The organism is Paracoccus lichenicola (genome assembly GCF_009708075.1).
In the GTDB taxonomy this organism is placed as follows: domain Bacteria; phylum Pseudomonadota; class Alphaproteobacteria; order Rhodobacterales; family Rhodobacteraceae; genus Paracoccus; species Paracoccus lichenicola.
Window position 1 is genome coordinate 515,579 of sequence record NZ_WMBT01000002.1, and the last position, 16,980, is coordinate 532,558.

Below are 16,980 nucleotides of genomic sequence, written 5' to 3' on the forward strand. Positions count from 1 at the left end.
ACCGGGCGGGGCTTCACACGTCCCCGCCCCCGCCGCGCCGGACCTCGAAGCGCAAGGATCCGCCGGGTCCGGAAAGAACGCCCAGCGTCGCATGAAGAAGAACGATCAGCCCGGTCATCTCGAGCGTTTCCTCGAGCGTGGCCAGAAGGCTGTAGGCCACGTTGTCCCAGCCATGGCTCCACCAGAGATTCGCCCCGATCATCTCGACCCCGATAGCGCCGCCCACATACAGCACGCCGGCCAGAAGAAACCCCCTCGCGCTGCGCCCGGGAAGGGCCAGCAGGAAGCGGCCGAACGCCAGCCCGATCGCAAGCACGACCGCGATGCCGGGAACGACCCAGGCAAAGGCAAGAAAGCCGCTGGCATCCACGACGCCGTCCATCACCCTGTTGAGGCCTTCATGGACTTGCGCCGCCTCGTCATAGGCCAGGAACAGGAAGAACAGGGCAAGGAAAAGCCAATGCCAGCGCCACCTGTCGTTGCCTCCGAAGGCGAAGACGGCGACGGTCCCCAAGGCGACCATGTTCGCCACCAGCAGGGTGAAGTTGAACAAGGTCGGCAGGTTCCGTTCTTCCTCGAACAGGAACAGCGCGGCAATCCTTTGCAGCGCCGGGTTCGCGCTGGAATAGGTCAGCGCCGTGCCCAAAAGGCTGAGAAGAAGCACCAGCAGGAAGATGCCGCCCATGACCGCGTCGATCCGCGCGATGCGAATGCTTCGGGTCGTTTGGCCCACCGCGCGCGCGGGGACCGGCGATTGCCCGATCCTGTTCATGTCCCTCTCCCGGTTTTTCCGGGCACGGTGCCCCAAGGGGTGAATGTCGTCAATCTGTCATCAATGCTTTACACGAATTGCCCGTCATGAATCAGGCAGGTCCGAAGACGGAATCCCGCGTCCGACGGGCGAACGGATGCCCGTGAATCGCTGGTCAAGGTCCGCTCTGTCGCCCGTGACTTATCAACCTGCCCTTTGAGACATCGCTTGCCCGCTGTCGGTGACCAGAAAGAGGCGTGAATCCGCCGTCTTGCCGGCGGCGATCCGGCGCGGAAATTCAATATTCCCCATGTTTTCGGCAGTTAAACAACACTCCCCAGAAATTTCCCCAAATGGTTGTGTTTATAATAATTGCTCAACCAAAGACAATTCGTTTAATTTTAGGCAAAGTTTAGGGATGCCTTCATCCTGTTAGTCGTCATTGGGGTTAAATGGTCATGGAAGACATCAACAATATCGTCCTTCGTTCGGATCGCCATGCGGGTGCGATCTCTGGAAATTTCCATGATGCCGGGCAATCCCTGTATTCGCGCCATTTCAAGAGGGTGTTCGACAGCGCGGTGGTCCTGGCTGCCCTTCCGGTCGTCTTGCCGATCGTTCTTCTGCTGGCGGCAGCGATTTTCCTGACCGAACGGCAGAATCCTTTCTTTTCCCACAAGAGGGTGGGCCGCGACGGCCGGATCTTCGGCTGCCTGAAGCTGCGCACCATGGTTGCCGGGGCGGAAACCATGCTGCCCAAGCTTCTGGAAGGCTCCCCTGACAAGCAGGAGGAATGGGCCGAATCCCAGAAGCTGACCGACGACCCCCGGGTCACCAGGCTGGGCGCGATCCTGCGCAAGACCAGCCTGGACGAGCTTCCGCAACTGCTGAACGTCCTGCGCGGCGACATGAGCCTGGTCGGGCCGCGTCCGATCGTCATGGACGAGCTGCGCCGCTATGGCCAGGACGCCGCGACCTATCTGCGCCTGCGCCCCGGCCTGACCGGCATGTGGCAGACGACGGGACGAAATGACGTGTCCTATGCCGAACGCATCCGCATGGACGTGGAATATGAACAGAACGTCATGCTGTGGACGGATATCAGGATCATGGCGATGACGGTCGTCGCCATGCTCCAGAAGACCGGACGCTGAGGATACCCCCTGCCGGTCGGGGGTTTCCGCAGGTCTAGCGTTCCGCCTGCCGGGACGGGGATCGCCAGAGCGCCAGGCCGACCCCCAGGGCGATCCACCCCCCGAAAAAGCGGAAGCTGTCGATGCTGGCCCCCAGCATGACCCAGCCGGTCAGCGTCATGGCCACCGCCAGGTGAAGCCGGCCCACATAGGTCGCACCGGTCGAACGCGACAGCGACCGCAGCAGCAACGGCACGATCATCGCCAGCCAGAGCAGATAGCCGATCAGGCCCGTCTCGGCCAGCAGCCGGACATGGAGCGAATAGGCGGGCGGCCAGGCATTTGCGGCATCGCCCGAAGTCGCATAAGCGCGGACCTCGTAGCTGCGCAGATCCTCGGCCCGGATGTGATAGGGATAGTTAAATCCGTATTGGCCAAGCCCCACCCCCAACAGCGGACGCTCCTCGAACATCGACAGCCCTGCGCGGATGGCCGCCAAGCGGGTGACGTTGGACACGTTCTCGGTGACGCCCGCCGTCTGGTCGATCAGCCCGTTCATGCTGCCATAGCGGACCAGGTTGCTGCCCTTTTCCATGACCGATGTCTGGACGCTGGGGATCATCATCATCGTCAGCGCGGCCAAGCCCGCAACCGTGGCCGCATGAACGATGATGTCCTTGCGATGCCGGAAGAAGCCCGCCAGGAACAGGATGAACTGCACCGCGATCACAAGCATCCCGGTGCGCGACTGCAACAGCAGCACCAGCAGCACGACAAGTCCGGCGACCAGCGCCACCCTGCGCCTGCCCCCCAGCGTGATGGCGAAGGGAAAGATGAAGGTCAGCATGACCGCGGCCCAGGATGCCTCGAACGCCGTCATGCGCAGCCGTGGGGGATAGAAGGTGCCGCTTTCGGCATGGATGATCAGGGACAGGGCCTCGTGAACCTGGGTCAGCCCCGGGATGTTCAGCCAGGACGCGACCTCGAACACCGCCACCCCGGTCATCAGCATCAACGCGATCCAGGCGCCGCGGGAGATCGCGGGCAGCGCGCCCCGGACCGCGAAGTTGAAGAACATCAGCGCCACCACCGGCCCAAGGGCGACCGCCATGCCCTGCGTGATGACCCGGCTCATCCCCGAGCGTCCCTTGTACCAGACGGTCGCGATCTCGTCGAAGTTGATGGCGACGCCCAGGACGATCACCAGCAGAAAGGCGAGCGTCAGCACGAAGAAGACCCTGGGGACCATGAAGCCCCCGGGCTGGCGCAGGAAATGAAGCAGCGCGAAGGGCACGACATAGATGAAGGCATCGTTGGCCATCTCGCCCGCGGGCAGCAGCGGCTTCAGGTCGTTGAACACCGTGGCGACAACCATCACGATGATCAGCGCCGGCGCCTGTGCCGCCGCGAGTGGCATCCTGCCGGCAGCAACGGTCACTATTTCCAGGCCCTTTTCTTGACCGCCGTCAGCCAGTTGAAGGGAATCGCCATGAACAGCGCCGTGCGGGCCAGTCCCGCCCAGGCGTGCGGGTCGGTCAGGGCGAAGTTGTCCTTCTGGATCCGCAGCCGCGCCACCAGGTTGCGCTTGCGCTTGGCCGCCGTGGTGCCGGTGTCGCTGACGATGTACTGGGTCAGGACCTCGGGGATGTTGGCCAGGCGCCAGCGCCGGCCCATGCGGATGAACAGGTCGTAATCCTCGGCGGTCTTGTAGCGGTCGGAATAAAGCCCGACCTCGCGCAGCGCCTTGGCCCGGATCATGATCGTCGGATGCAGCAGCGCGGGGACATAGCGCTGATGGCGCAGGATCCTGTCATGGTCGGTCGGGAAGCGCAGCGTGAACAGATAGTCCCCGTCGTCGTTCACGCAGCGCGCCCAGGTTCCCACCATGCCGACCTCGGGATGGGCATCCAGAAACGCGACCTGCCGCTCGAACCGGCCCGGCAGGGGCAGATCGCCGCAATCCAGGCGGGCGACATGGCGGTATCCGCGCGACAGGATCATCTCCAGCCCCGCGTTCAGGGCGTGTTCGATCCCCCGGTTGCGGTCCAGCCGATGCAGCGTGACGGGGTGGCTGCCATAACGCGATGCGCAGCGGATGGGTTCGGGCGAGCCGTCGTCCACCACGACGATGTCGAAGGGATGGCTTTCGGCGCCCAGGACCTCCAGCGTCTCGACCAGCCCGGCCTGATCCTTGAAGACGGGAATCAGCACGCAAAGATCCGGCAAGGGTTCAGGCATGTCAGGTCCTCCGAGCAAGGCGGCGGCGGCGCCATGCGTCGCGCAGGATGGCAAGCGAGGCGCCCAACAGGAACCCTGCCACCAGCCCCAGGGCCAGGATCACCGGCTTGGCGTTGAACCCCGAGGGACTCAGGGGCACGACCGCGGGCGCGAACAGCTGCACGGTCAGTTCGGGCGCGCCGATCCGGCTCTGGATCTGGCGGTGTTCCAGCAGCATCCGTTCGTAAACCGCCGCCGTCGCCTCGACCTCGCGTTCGGCCTCGCGCTGCTGGGCATAGACGCCCGCGCTGGCGTCGATCGCCTCGTCCTGCTTCTGTCCGGTCAGGGTCTCGAACCGCATGGACAGCAGCCGTCCCCTTTCGCGCGTGGTCTGGGCGCGGCGCTCGGCCAGTTCCAGATTGTTGGTCAGCTCCTCGATCTCGTGTTCCAGGTTGGTCAGCATCTGCCGATAGACGTTCAGCCGCAGGTCCGAACGCAGCTTGAGATAGCCGGCGGCAACCGCGTTGGCGACGCCCGCCGACAGTTCGGGGCTTTCGGAGCTGTAGCTGATCTGGACCACATAGGATCTGCCGCTGTTGCTGACCTCCAGGTTGCGCGACATGTGCCGGATCAGCATCGCCCGCTGCAACGCCTCGTCCCCCGCAGCCTCGGGGGGAAACTCCACCGCCGCCGCCAGTTCGGCGCGCAGTTCGGGCGTCAGGCCGTCCAGCGCGTGACCAAGCGCAACGGGGGTGGCGATGGTCTCGACAATGGTCGCGGTGGCGGAATCCTCGGCCGTGGCCACGGTTTCCGGCGCGGCCAGAGAGATGAGACCCGACCGGTCCGCATCCGAGATCAGCTTGGCCGTCGCCGAATAGGTGTCCGGCATGACCTTGGCGGCCACGAAGGCGCCGCCGCCGCCAAGCGCGGTCAGCAGGATCACCAGGAACGGGCTGCGCCGGACCGCGTTGAACACGTCCCCCAGGGTAAAGGCCGCCGCGGGCCTGGCCGCCGTCAGGTCGGAGGTGTTGATGTGGTTCATGGAGTGGCCCTTTGCAGGATGCGGCCCTGAAGCTGTTCGGACCGGCCGGACGACTGCGAGACAACGGTCGATCCGCTGCTTGCCACGCCCAGGAAGCTGTCCGGCAGCTCGACCTCGACCAGATCGCCGGGCTGCAACGCGGTGCCTTGCGTCGCGATGATCGGCACCTCCTGCCCGTCGGTCACGCGATACACCGTCACCGTCACCGCATCGTTTCCGGCCAGCCCAAGCTGCGCCAGCCGTGCCGTGGCACCCTTCAGCCGGGCCTCCAGGGCGCCGATCTCGGCCAGGACGGTCTGGATTTCCCCCTCGAGCGCCGCATTGCGGCGCGCGTCATGGCGGTTGATCTCGTGCAGCACGCTTTCACGCTCGCGCGTGACATCGGCGATATAGGCCTCGGTCTCGGACAGGTTGCTGCGCAACTCGTTCAGCGTCCTGTATTCCTCGGACACGCGGGTCTGCGGGGTCAGTCCGCGGCTTTGCATGTCGGTATAGCGGGCGACCTCGGCGGTCTGCTGGTCAACCAAGGCCTTCTGATGCTGGCCCTGCTGGACCAGCCGCTCGATCCGGTTCCGGACGATCTGCAGGTCGCGGTCCAGATACGCCTTCTGGGCGTCGCTTTCGGCGCGGGCCGCATCCAGCAGGCTGTTGGCCAGGGCCAGAACGGCATCCCGCTCGCCCTCGGCAAGGCCGGGAAGATCGGACGGGGTCAGATCGGCCTGGCCGGCCAGTTCGGCCCGCGCGCGCGCCAGGGTCGCGCGCCGTCCCAGCAGTTCGGCGGCCGTGGCATCCCGTTCCGCGCGAATCTCGATCGCGGTCCCCATTTCGGGGCGCAGGGTCCCAAGCCCCCCGGCCAGGGCGATGGCGCGCCGCACCGTCATCCCGCCTTCATGGGGAATGGCTCCCGGCTGGGCGACATCGCCCCCGACCACGACCGGCCGGACCGCGACAAGCCCCACGGTCACCTGCGCATCCAGCATGATGTCCATCCCGGCCAGCCGTTCCTGGATCAGGGACGCGACCTCGCCCACGGTCTTTCCTGCCGCCGGGATCTGCCCCAGCGGCGGAAAGGCGATCTGGCCGTCGATATCGACGACCACCTGCTGCGTCAGTTCGGGCACGCGGAACGTGAAGATTTCCAGCGTCTCGCCCGAGGCGATCCTGTGTTCCGCACTGGCGGGCGCCGCAAGGAACAGAAGTCCGGCAAACAGCATTCCCAGAAATCCGAGGGTTCGCTTCATGGCTTCGACCGAGAACCCCATGTCAGGCCGCCTCGACTGCCGCGGATGCAGGTTCCTGCCCCCGCTGACCGAACCCGGACTGCGCCACGGCGCAAAAGCTGTGCGCCCGGGCGTCCAGGACGCGCCATGTCTCGCCCGCCGCCTTCTGGACGGCATCGACCGCCCGGGGCACCTGCACCCGGGCGCGATAGCTTTCGCGGAGCCGTTCATAAAGCTGCGGTCGCACCGTCATGCAAAGCGCCCGCCGCAGGGTTTCCCGCAAGGACACCGGCGGGCACAGGCTGCGGGCCAGGGCCGCGAAGGCTTCGCGGCGGCGGCCGGAATCGGCCAGCCGCCAGACGCGGTCCTGCAGGTGATAGCCGCTTCTGGCGGCGGGCGACCAATCCGCCGATTCGCGCCGGTACCAGGCATGGGACAGGTCGGCTGTCTCGGTTCCGGTGGTCAGCCGGCCGGGGCAGATGCTTTCCTCCTTGATGATGCCGGGTTCGGAATCGATGTGAAAGCCGATCCCCAGCCGGTCCAGCCGCATCGCCAGGTCGGTATCCTGGTTGACCCGCAAGGTCTCGTCCCAGGGGCAGGCGCGGGCGATCTCGATCGGCAGGGTCATCATGGATGTCTGGACCCGGCCCATGTCGCGGTAAACGTAATCGACCAGCGCGCTGCCGGGCCGCCACAAGGGCTGATGCGGCTTGCGAATCTCTCCGTTCACATGAAGCAGCGCACCGCTGACCAGAACGGTCCGCTCTGTTCCGGGCACGCCATAGAACCGGCGGATCCGGTCGTGCCGTCCGGGCATCCAGACATCGTCCGAATCAAGAAAGCTCACATGCGTCCCGGATGCATGGCGGACACCCCGGTTGCGGGCCGCGCCGCCGCGCCTGCGAACCTCCTGCCGGAAGACGCGAACGCCGATGTCCTGCAAACAGGCATATTCGGCGGAAAGATCGGCATCGGAACAGTCATCCACGACAATGATTTCCGCATCCGGGCTGTCGTCGCGCACCGACAGCACCGCGCGCACCAGGGAAGACGCCCTGTTCAGGTTGGGGATCACAACAGAAAGTTGAAAAGGATTGGCCATTTTAACGAAAACTCATCACGGGTTGATCAACATAATCATTGCCATTAGCAGATATTTCCAGATTACAATACCGGCTAAGAACACGATGTGATAGAGCATCTTTGCGCGGCAGGGCGTTGTCTGTTCACAATCCGGTTGAGCCGCGGGCCTGAATGGATTTTTATGCGGGTTGATGGTGGATTTGGTCAAGAAAGACGCAGCCGGAATCGGGGATGACGGCCTGGACGGATCCGCACGCCTGAACAAACCGGACAGCGGTTCCGCCCACGTGCCGGAGGCGGACCGGGCGCCGCAGTTTTCGGTCATCATTCCCGCCTACAACCGGGTGGATCAGATCGGACGGGCCATCGCGTCCTGCCTTGCCCAGACCTGCCCCGATTTCGAGATCATCGTCGTGGACGACGGGTCGCGCGACGGCACCGCGGACGCGGTCGAAGCCATGGACGATCCGCGCATCCGCTGCATCCGCCAGGCCAATGCCGGCGCTTCCGCCGCCCGGAACACCGGGGCACGCGCAGCCCGCGGGTCTTACCTAGCCTTCCTGGATTCCGACGACGAATTCCTGCCCTCCAAGCTGGAGCGGCTGAGCGCGGCGATCCAGGCGGATGGCCAGGCAGAGGGCCAGGCGGACCGGACGGTCTGGTATTCGCCCCTGTTCTTCGACCGGGGTCCCGGAAACCGGATGATCAAGCCCGACCGCGCCATCGGTCCCGACGAACCCGTCGGCGATTACCTGTTTGCCGACGACGGGCTGATGCAGACCTCGACCCTGGTCATTCCGCGCGCCTTGTTCCTGCAGGTGGGCTTCGACACCGGCCTGCGCTGCCTCGAGGATCTCGACCTGTGCCTGCGGCTCGAGGAGGCGGGGGCGCGCTTCCGAATGCTGCCCGACCCCGAGGTGATCTGGTATGACGACCGGCCCAGCGGCCGGCTCAGCTATACCACGTCCCAGTCCGAAGTGCGCGAATGGGCGGCGCGGCAGGCCGGCCGGCTTACCCCGCGCGCGATGCACGGCTATCTGGCCCGCTTCCTGGTGCCGCAGATCGCGCGCCAGCAGCCGTTCCGCTCTCTCTCGCTTCTGGCCTCGGCCGTCCGGCATGGCGGCCTGGCGCCGCGGCGGGCCGCCATGCTTCTGGCCCGAGGGGCGGCGCCCGGCCTTTATGGCCGGGTCCGCGACACCCTGACCCGGACCCGCCATGGCTGAAACGCCGCGCGCCGGGTCCCTGCGCCGGGTAACCCATGTCACCGAGGCCCCGCTGGGCGGGGTCGTGTCTTATCTGGACGAACTGGTGGGAGCGCAGTTGCGCAGCCTGCCGGATGTCCACATCGACCTGCTGACCCCGGAGATCAACCGCGAGGCGCTGGCGGATCTGTCGGGGCCGCGCTTCACCCTGATCGCGTTCCGCCATCGCCGCAGCCGGTCGCCCATGGCCCTGCTGTCGATGGCCATGCAGACCCTGCGGCATGTCCGCCGCACCCGGCCCGACATCCTGCATATCCATTCGACCTTTGCCGGCGCCGCGATCCGGGTCCTGGCGCCGCTGTTCCCGAAGGAAACGCAGGTCATCTATTGCCCGCATGGCTGGGCATTCTCACGGCAGGGATCCCGCAGATCGCAGGCGGTGATCGGGGCGGTGGAACGCTGGCTTGCCACAAGCAGCGACCGAATCGTCTGCATCTCGGATTACGAACGGCGCGAGGCGGCGGCCTTCGGCATCCCCGAGGACCGGCTGGTCGTGATCGAGAACGGCATCAGCCCCCGGGGTGCGGCAGGCCAGCCTGAACCGGACCCGCGGTCCACGCCCGCGGTCCCGGACCGGCGGCCCGGCCGCAGGCTGATCGCCTTTGCCGGACGCTTCGACCGCCAGAAGGGCTTCGACACCTTCCTGGAGGTCATGCGCCGGTTGGAAGACGAGGCGGACGGCATCGCCATCGGCAGCAGCATCACCTCGAAGGAGGCGCTGCCGGATTGCCCCCCGAACGTGCAGATCCTGGGGTGGCAGGACCGGACAGCGGTTTTCGATCTGTATCGCAGGGCCGACCTTCTGCTGGTTCCCTCTCGCTGGGAAGGCTTCGGCCTGGTCGCCGCCGAGGCCATGCAGGCCGGTCTTGCCGTGTTCGCAAGCCGGGTGGGCGGATTGCAGGACATCGTCGTGGACGGGGACACCGGCCGCCTGTTCCAGCCGGACGACGTGGACGGGATCGTGGCGCTGATCCGCGCCGCCTCGGACGCCGACCTGGTGCGGTTCGGAAGGAACGGGCACCGCCGCTATCTGGCGCGCTACACGGCCGAGCGGATGTCGAAGGACATGACCGCGCTCTACAACCGGTTGGTGAATGAAAACACCGGACGCTGACGCGCCCGGTGCCGCTTTTAATTCGGCCTGAAACCGCCGATCAGAAAACGAAGTCCGCCGCATCCAGCTGATGGACGCCGTTCAGCACGATGCTGATCTCGAATTCCTTGTCGCCGTCCAGGTTGGCCTGGACATAGGTCTTGTTGTGGGCCGTGCTGGCATAGACGCCCAGGTCGCCCGCGGCGCTCAACCATTTCGAGCCGACAAGCCTGAAGTCCTGGGTGCCGGACCAGTCCGTGTTGGCGTCGATGCCGCTCAGGTCGATCTTGTCGCCGTCGTTCCAGTCGATGATGCGGTCCCAAAGACCCGTCTGTCCGAAGACGAAGGCATCCGCGCCCGCACCGCCGCCCAGGGTGTCCTGCCCGCCGCCCGCGTTCAGCACGTCATTGCCCGAGCCGCCCTGCAGCACGTCGTTGCCGTTGGTGCCCTGGATGGTCTTTCCGACCGTCACGTTGCTGGTTTCCCGGCTCATCAACTGGCCGCTGCCGGCATCCTTGTTCGCGAGGTCCTTGAACACGTAATAGGCCTCGCGCCCGTTGCCGTTCCCGTCGCGCAGGCCGAAGCCCGGCTCGTAGGTGGAGTCCTGATAGGAAAACCACATGATCGGTCCCGCCCAGGCGTTGTCCTGGGCCAGATCGACGGCCTCGCGCAGCATCTGCGCCGCGTCCGCCGCGCTGACGGTGACGCCGCCGCCGGTGGTCTTGGCGCCGAACTCGGTCATCCAGATCTGCTTGTCGCCGTCGCCGTTGTTGACCATGGTCTGGCGGATGCCGTCCTCCATGATCTGCCAGCCGTTCCAGGCCGCGTTGTTGCTGGGCATCAGCGGGAAGGTATAGGGATGATAGCCCACCGCGTCGAAATAGCCCTTGGCGCCGGCGGCATACATCTGCTGGAGGTAATCGACCGCGCCCCACATGCCGTTGCCGGTCGAGGGGACCGCCGCGGTCCCCCCGGTGATGACCACGTCGTCGGCGTCCACCGCCTTGATGGCGGTATAGGCCTGCTTCAGCATCTCGGTATAGGCTTGCGGCGTGATCCCGGCCTTGTTCTGCTCGTTGAAGATTTCCCAGTGGTCCACCACGGTGTCATAGCGGGCCGCTGCCGCCGCGGCAAAGCGCCCGAACGCCTGCTGATCCGACCACGAGGACAGGTTGTCGTTCACCCAGTCGGGCGTGTCGTTCAAGACAGCCGTGATCTTGATGCCCTTGGCCTCGATCGCGTTGAAGACCCGGTCGACCAGGGTCCAGTTGAAGCCGCCATTGGCGGTCGGCTGGACGAGGTCCCAGTGGATGTCGATGCGGATCCAGTCCACGCCCATCTCGACATAATCCTGAAGCTCTCTTTCCATTTCCGCCGTCGAGTTGCCCAGCAACTCTCCGAAAGGCGTCGCAATTCCCAACTGTCCCGGTTTTACTTGAACTACCATTCATACAGGTCCTTGTTCGATTTTTCGTGGGCAAGGGCTACGCCATCAACCGGCGGGCGTCAGCATCTTCAGGATCAAGGCGGCAGCAATCTGCCAAGGCATCGGCAAATGCACGCTTACAGGCTATTTTGCATGTTCAATTGGAACAATCTTCGGTTGATTAAAATCGTCGCGGTAAGACGGATTGCCCCGGGGAAACGCGCATTGCGGAACGGCGCAGGTCAGGAAGATCGCGGGCCTTCCTCAAGCCATCGGGGATGGCGCTGAAGACCGGGATGCAGGCACCAAAGGCTGCGAGGACGCGCCTGCCAAGGGAGCTGTCGAAGACCCCGGAACCGCGCCCGCACCCGGGCCTGCAGCAGGCCGGGAACGCCGGCCGGTGCGCGTCCTGGCGATGCGGCAGGCCGCAGGCCTGCGGGACCCGGCACGGCGCTCCATCAAAGCGGATTTCCGCCGCCCGTCAGATGTTTTCCTGCGTGATGATCTCGAACGGGACGTTGCGTTGCAGGATCGTGGTGCTTTCCGGCTGGCCGATGGAATCGATCATGGTCTGGACCAGGGCGGCGGACATGTGTTCCAGCGGATGCGCCAGGGCCGCCGTGATCAACCCTTCGGACAGGCCCTTGCGGGTTTCGGGTCCGATGTCGCGGCACACAAGCCGGATGCCCCGCCGGCGTTCGGCCGGCGTTTCCCGCAAGGCTTGCAGGACGCCCGAAACGCCGCCCCCGACGATCAGGATCCCCGCCAAGTCGTCGGTGCTGTCGATCAGGTGCTTGACCATCCGATAGGCTTCCCGGGCCTCCTCGTGGGTGGGCCGGCTGTCTTCGACCAGCAGGTTGGGCGCATGTTCCCGGATGAAGGACCGGAACCCCGCATCCGCCACGTCCTGGCATTGGTAGCGGTGGTTGCCCAGAAAGACCGCGATCCGCCCCGGCCGGGAGGTCATCTGGGTGATCAGCCAGGCGGCAGTGCGTCCCAGCTTCCAGTTGTCCGTGCCCACGTAAGCGGCCCGTGCGGGCGCGGACTGATCCGAGATATAGGCCACCACCGGGGTTCCTGCCTCTTTCAGCTCGCCGATGGCCTGCGCGATGACGGGGTGGTCGGCCGCGATCACGGCCACGGCGTCGTTCGCCGCGCCCAGCGATTTCAGCCGGGCCGCGATGTTTTCGGGCGTCAGCAGATCGACGAACTCGACCGTGGGATGGATCACCTCGTCGCGCCGTTCATGGCAGGCCGCGACGATCCGGCGGCTGAAAAGCTGGTACAGTTCCCGCTTGGATTGCTGGAGCAGAAATCCCAGGCGAAAGTTCGGGGCCGACTTGCGGACCCGATCCTCGATGGTCGCGATTCCGTAGAAGCCGATCTTTTCGGCAGCGGCCTGCACCCGCTGCATCGTCGTGCCCCGCACCGATGCCGATCCCGCGATGATGCGGTTCACCGTCGAGACGGACACATCCGCCGCCTTTGCCAGATCGGCGATTGTCGGGCTTTTCATGGGTGGGTCCGTCGATGTCAGAATGAATGATATGGTTTGATACAATCATTCATCAGCACGCATCAAGCGGTTTCAAAACTTTCTTCATTGAGGTAGGAAATGCGCCAGTGGAACCCGTCGGTGATGGGATAGGGAGGAAAGAATGTCCAAATTAAGCCGTTTCGCGGCCATGGCCTCGACTGCGATCGTGGCCGCCTGCGCTGCCACCGCCGTCATGGCGGCCGACATCTTCGTCGTCGGCGGCAAGCCCGACGATCCGTTCTGGTCGATCGTCAAGCGCGGGGCCGAGGACGCCGGGATCGTCGCCGAGAAGGAAGGCGGCTCGGTCACCTGGCTTGGCCCGCAGAACTATGACAACCTTGGCGTCGATGCGGCCGAACTGATCCGCCAGGCCATCGACCAGGGCGCGGACGCCGTCGTGGCGCCGAACTGGGTGCCCGAGGCGATGGACCCCGCGTTCCAGGCCGTGCGCGACGCCGGAATTCCGATGGTCATCATCAACGCGGGCGGGCTGGCCGCGGCCGATCGGCTGGGCGCGCTGAACTATATCGGCTCGGACGACTACAAGGCGGGCGCCGCCGGTGGCAAATACCTGGCCGAGAAGGGCCAGAAGAACGGCCTGTGCATCAACACCCTGCCGGGTGCGGCCAACGTGGAAGCCTTCTGCAAGGGCTTCATCGACGGCATCACCGAGGCCGGCGGGTCGGGTTCGGCCCTGCCGCTGCCCGCGACCTCGTTCGGCTCGGCCACAGCGGTCGCCCAGGCGGTGCGCGCGCATCTGCTGCAGAACCCCGACATCAACGCGCTGTTCGCCGTCGGCAACGTCGATGCGAACTCGGCCATCTCGGGGATCGCGCAGGCCGGAAAGGCCGGCCAGGTCCAGCTGTGCGGCATCAACTTCGACGAAACGATCATCGAGAACATCCGGACCGGCAAGCAGGCCTGCGCCATCGACCAGCAGGGCTATCTGCAAGGCTTCCTGGCCGTTGCGCTGCTGAACGGCCATGTCAATCACGGCCTGCAGGTCCCGACCCGGGAAATCCTGACCGGTCCCGGCATCGTCGATGCCGCCAATGTCGAGGCGACCGCCGCCGGCATGACGGCCGGCACCCGCTGATCACAGCCTGAACGCTTCGGATCGGCCGGCCACGGACGCCGGGCGATCCGCCACGCCGTGTTGTCGCTCAGGGGCAGCATATCCAGGCTCATGGGAGAACATCAGATGGCAGCAGCCGTTTCCACGAACCCCAAGACGCCAAGCACGGGCCGGTCCGGCGCGTGGCTGGGCCAGGCCGTCAGGCGCCCCGAGATGGGCTCGCTTCTTGGCCTGATCGCGGTGTTCGTCTTTTTCGCGGTCTTCGGCGGCCAGGTCTTCGTCTCGCCCGCGGGCTTTGCCAGCTGGCTGAACGTCGCGGCCGAGATCGGCATCATCGCCCTTCCCGTCGGGCTGCTGATGATCGCGGGCGAACTCGACATGTCGGTGGGCGCGATCATCCCGGCATCGTCGATGACGCTGGCGATCATCACCGGCTTTTACGGCCTGCCCGAGATCGTCGGCATCATCGCCGCCCTGGGGGTGGGACTGGCCGTCGGCTTCGTCAACGGATTTGCCGTGAACCGGACCGGGGTGCCGTCGCTGATCGTCACCATCGGCACCATGTTCGCCGTGATGGGGCTGACGCTGGGCCTTGCGGTGATGCTGACCGGATCGACCAGCACCTCGATGGCGCCCACCGCCGTTTCCAAGACGATCCTGGGCAGCTTCATCGGCGGCATGTTCCAGGTCACGGTGTTCTGGTGGGCCGCCTTCATCGTCGTGATCGGCTGGCTGTTGCACGTCTCGCCGGTCGGGAACTGGATCTATGCCCTTGGGGGCGACCGCATTTCCGCCCGCAACGCGGGCATCCCGACCGACCGGCTGACCATCGGCCTGTTCATGATGTCGGGCTTTGCCGCCGCCTTCGTGGGCGTGGGTCAGGCCATGGTCTATCAAAGCGCGCAGGTGGCGGGCGGACAGTCCTTCATCTTCAACTCGATCATGTGCGTGGTGATCGGCGGCGTGCTGCTGACCGGGGGCTTCGGTTCGGTCCTGGGGATCGTGCTGGGCACCATCACGTTCTCCATGGTGAACCAGGGCATCTACTTCACCGGCTTCGATCCCAACCTGGGATCGGTGATCATCGGCGCGCTGCTGCTGGTGGCGGTTCTGATGAACGACACCTTCCGCAACATGTCGCTGAGCTATTCGGCGCGGAAACGGAAATAGGGGAAACGCCATGTCCTTCGGAACCTTTCTTCGCAAGCCTGAATCCGGCGCCGTTCTCAGCCTGGTCGCGGTCGCGCTGTTCTTTGTCCTTTTCGCGGGCGCAGACCTGGGACGCTTCTCGGGGGCGGCCAGCTGGGTGAACTTCGCGGCGAACCTCGGCATCGTCGCCCTGCCCGTGGGGCTGCTGATGATTGCGGGCGAGCTTGACATCTCGATCGGCGCGATGATCCCCGCCGGGTCGATGACGGTGGCCATCGTGTCGGGCCACTACGGTATGCCCATCGCCGTGGGCATCCTGGCCGCCCTGGCCCTGGGCGTGGTGGTCGGGCTGATCAACGGCATCCTGACCGTCCGCACCTCGGTGCCGTCGCTGATCATCACGCTGGCCACGCTGGTGGCGATGCAGGGGATCGTGCTGTCGGCCTCGGTGCTGCTGACGGGCAACGCATCGGTGGCGCTTGACGCCCCTGCCTGGGCCAAGACGCTGTTCGGCACGCTGATCGGCGGCAACTACCAGAACATCATCCTGTGGTGGCTGGGCTTCACCGCCATCTATTTCGTCGCGATCCACAAGATGCCCATCGGCAACTGGCTGTTCGCCCTGGGCGGCGACAAGGACAGCGCGCGCAACGCGGGCATTCCGACGGACCGGCTGACCATCGGGTTGTTCGTGCTGTCGGCGACCTCGGCCACCTTCGTGGGCATGTGCGGCGCGATCCTGTTCAACTCGGCCCAGGTGTCGGGCGGCATGAACTACATCTTCAACGCCGTGGTCTCGGTGGTGGTCGGCGGCGTGCTGCTGACCGGGGGGTTCGGATCGGTGCTGGGCATCTTCATCGGCACCCTGACCTTCGCCATCGTCAGCCAGGGCATCTACTTCACCCAGATTGACCGCAACTGGTCCAGCCTGATCATCGGCGTGATGCTGCTGGTCGCCGTCCTGATGAACAATGCCTTCCGCAAGATGGCGCTGAGCTATGCGCCCCGGAAGAAGAGCGAGGATTGAAACATGACGACACCTGTTCTGGAACTGCGCAACGTCAACAAGTCCTTCGGACCCATCGACGTGCTTCACGACATCTCGCTGACGGTGAACGCGGGCGAGGTCCTGTGCCTGCTGGGCGACAACGGCGCGGGCAAGTCCACGCTGATCAAGACGCTGGCGGGGGTGCACCGGCCCACATCGGGGCAGATGCTGATGGACGGGCAGCCGGTGCTGTTCGAAAGGCCCAAGGATGCGACCGACCGGGGCATCGCCACCGTTCACCAGTTCGGCGGCACCTTCCCGCTGATGACCATCGGCCGGTCCTTCTTCGTGGGGATGGAGCCGACCAAGGGTTGGGGTCCGTTCAAGGTCTTCGACCGCAAGACCGCGAACGAGGTCGCGGTCAAGGCCGTGCAAAGCTTCGGCATCACCCGCATCGACGACGGCGACCGGCTGATCGGCGGGTTGTCGGGCGGGGAACGCCAGTCGCTGGCCATTGCCCGCGCGGTCCATTTCGGCGCCCGCGTGCTGATCCTGGACGAACCGACCGCCGCCCTTGGCGTGAAGCAGGCCAGCCACGTCCTGCGCATCGTGCTGGAGGCCAAGCGGCGCGGCATCGCGGTGATCTTCATCACCCACCAGGTGACGCACGCCATGGCCGTGGGGGACCACTTCGCGGTGCTGATCCGCGGCGCCCTGGCCGCAAGCTTCAAGAAGGGCGAGCGGTCGCGCGAGGAGATCACCGACCTGATGGCAGGCGGCGAGGCGCTGGCCGATCTGGGCGCGGAAATCGAGACCTACATGGAAACCCACGACGGGCATCCGCCGCAACCCGTCCACTGATCCCGGTTTCACCCGACCATCCAGCCCCGCCCGACGCCTCGGGCGGCCCTAACCCTGCACGCCCACGAGGACTTCATGCGCATTGCCATCGACCCCTTCATGCACCGCCATCTTCCGCTGGAGGCGATCCCGGCCAAGGTCAA

15 protein-coding genes are annotated in these 16,980 nt (G+C 65.5%); 7 read left to right on the forward strand and 8 right to left on the reverse strand.

What is annotated here, in order from left to right:
* Window positions 1-13: 13 nt before the first annotated feature.
* Window positions 14-772 carry a multidrug transporter gene (locus tag GIY56_RS05980; RefSeq protein ID WP_154763865.1) on the reverse strand — a complete coding sequence of 253 codons (759 nt, stop codon included), beginning with the start codon at window positions 770-772 and terminating at the stop codon, window positions 14-16.
* Between the two features lie 437 nt (window positions 773-1,209).
* Between GIY56_RS05980 and GIY56_RS05985 the strand changes: the two genes are divergently transcribed.
* A complete protein-coding gene (locus GIY56_RS05985; protein ID WP_154763866.1) occupies window positions 1,210-1,905 on the forward strand; it encodes a sugar transferase in 696 nt (231 codons plus the stop codon).
* A gap of 34 nt (window positions 1,906-1,939) precedes the next feature.
* Here GIY56_RS05985 and GIY56_RS18840 read toward each other — a convergent pair whose 3' ends face one another.
* Genes GIY56_RS18840 through GIY56_RS06010 form a run of 5 tightly spaced genes read right to left on the reverse strand, consistent with a single transcriptional unit; the run spans window position 1,940 to window position 7,465 of the window.
* Window positions 1,940-3,322, reverse strand: a complete 1,383-nt coding sequence (locus tag GIY56_RS18840; RefSeq protein ID WP_154763867.1) for an O-antigen ligase family protein — start codon at window positions 3,320-3,322, stop codon at window positions 1,940-1,942.
* Window positions 3,322-4,122, reverse strand: a complete 801-nt coding sequence (locus GIY56_RS05995) for a glycosyltransferase (RefSeq protein WP_154763868.1) — start codon at window positions 4,120-4,122, stop codon at window positions 3,322-3,324. Before GIY56_RS05995 ends, GIY56_RS18840 begins: the two co-directional genes overlap by 1 nt.
* A 1-nt stretch (window position 4,123) precedes the next feature.
* Window positions 4,124-5,143 carry a hypothetical protein gene (locus GIY56_RS06000; protein WP_154763869.1) on the reverse strand — a complete coding sequence of 340 codons (1,020 nt, stop codon included), beginning with the start codon at window positions 5,141-5,143 and terminating at the stop codon, window positions 4,124-4,126.
* Entirely contained in the window at window positions 5,140-6,357 is a 1,218-nt protein-coding gene (locus tag GIY56_RS06005; protein WP_196053559.1) for a polysaccharide biosynthesis/export family protein, read from the reverse strand. Before GIY56_RS06005 ends, GIY56_RS06000 begins: the two co-directional genes overlap by 4 nt.
* A gap of 49 nt (window positions 6,358-6,406) precedes the next feature.
* Window positions 6,407-7,465: a glycosyltransferase family 2 protein gene (locus GIY56_RS06010; RefSeq protein ID WP_154763871.1), complete on the reverse strand. Its 1,059-nt coding sequence runs from the start codon at window positions 7,463-7,465 to the stop codon at window positions 6,407-6,409.
* Between the two features lie 268 nt (window positions 7,466-7,733).
* On the opposite strand from GIY56_RS06010, the gene GIY56_RS06015 reads away from it, so the two are divergent.
* Window positions 7,734-8,669: a glycosyltransferase family 2 protein gene (locus GIY56_RS06015; RefSeq protein ID WP_196053561.1), complete on the forward strand. Its 936-nt coding sequence runs from the start codon at window positions 7,734-7,736 to the stop codon at window positions 8,667-8,669.
* Window positions 8,662-9,822: a glycosyltransferase family 4 protein gene (locus GIY56_RS06020; RefSeq protein ID WP_154763873.1), complete on the forward strand. Its 1,161-nt coding sequence runs from the start codon at window positions 8,662-8,664 to the stop codon at window positions 9,820-9,822. The genes GIY56_RS06015 and GIY56_RS06020 overlap by 8 nt, the downstream gene beginning before the upstream one ends.
* 40 nt (window positions 9,823-9,862) lie before the next feature.
* On the opposite strand, the gene GIY56_RS06025 is transcribed toward GIY56_RS06020, so the two are convergent.
* Window positions 9,863-11,248: a family 1 glycosylhydrolase gene (locus GIY56_RS06025; protein ID WP_154763874.1), complete on the reverse strand. Its 1,386-nt coding sequence runs from the start codon at window positions 11,246-11,248 to the stop codon at window positions 9,863-9,865.
* 460 nt (window positions 11,249-11,708) lie between these two features.
* Window positions 11,709-12,743: a LacI family DNA-binding transcriptional regulator gene (locus GIY56_RS06030; protein WP_154763875.1), complete on the reverse strand. Its 1,035-nt coding sequence runs from the start codon at window positions 12,741-12,743 to the stop codon at window positions 11,709-11,711.
* Window positions 12,744-12,885: 142 nt separating this feature from the next.
* On the opposite strand from GIY56_RS06030, the gene GIY56_RS06035 reads away from it, so the two are divergent.
* From GIY56_RS06035 to GIY56_RS06050, 4 genes are all read left to right on the forward strand, one after another.
* On the forward strand, window positions 12,886-13,860 hold the full coding sequence (locus GIY56_RS06035; RefSeq protein WP_154763876.1) for a sugar ABC transporter substrate-binding protein: 975 nt from the start codon (window positions 12,886-12,888) through the stop codon (window positions 13,858-13,860).
* A gap of 105 nt (window positions 13,861-13,965) precedes the next feature.
* Window positions 13,966-15,009, forward strand: a complete 1,044-nt coding sequence (locus GIY56_RS06040) for an ABC transporter permease (RefSeq protein ID WP_154763877.1) — start codon at window positions 13,966-13,968, stop codon at window positions 15,007-15,009.
* Between the two features lie 10 nt (window positions 15,010-15,019).
* On the forward strand, window positions 15,020-16,015 hold the full coding sequence (locus tag GIY56_RS06045) for an ABC transporter permease (RefSeq protein WP_154763878.1): 996 nt from the start codon (window positions 15,020-15,022) through the stop codon (window positions 16,013-16,015).
* 3 nt (window positions 16,016-16,018) lie between these two features.
* Entirely contained in the window at window positions 16,019-16,837 is an 819-nt protein-coding gene (locus GIY56_RS06050) for an ATP-binding cassette domain-containing protein (protein WP_154763879.1), read from the forward strand.
* Window positions 16,838-16,980 lie beyond the last annotated feature (143 nt).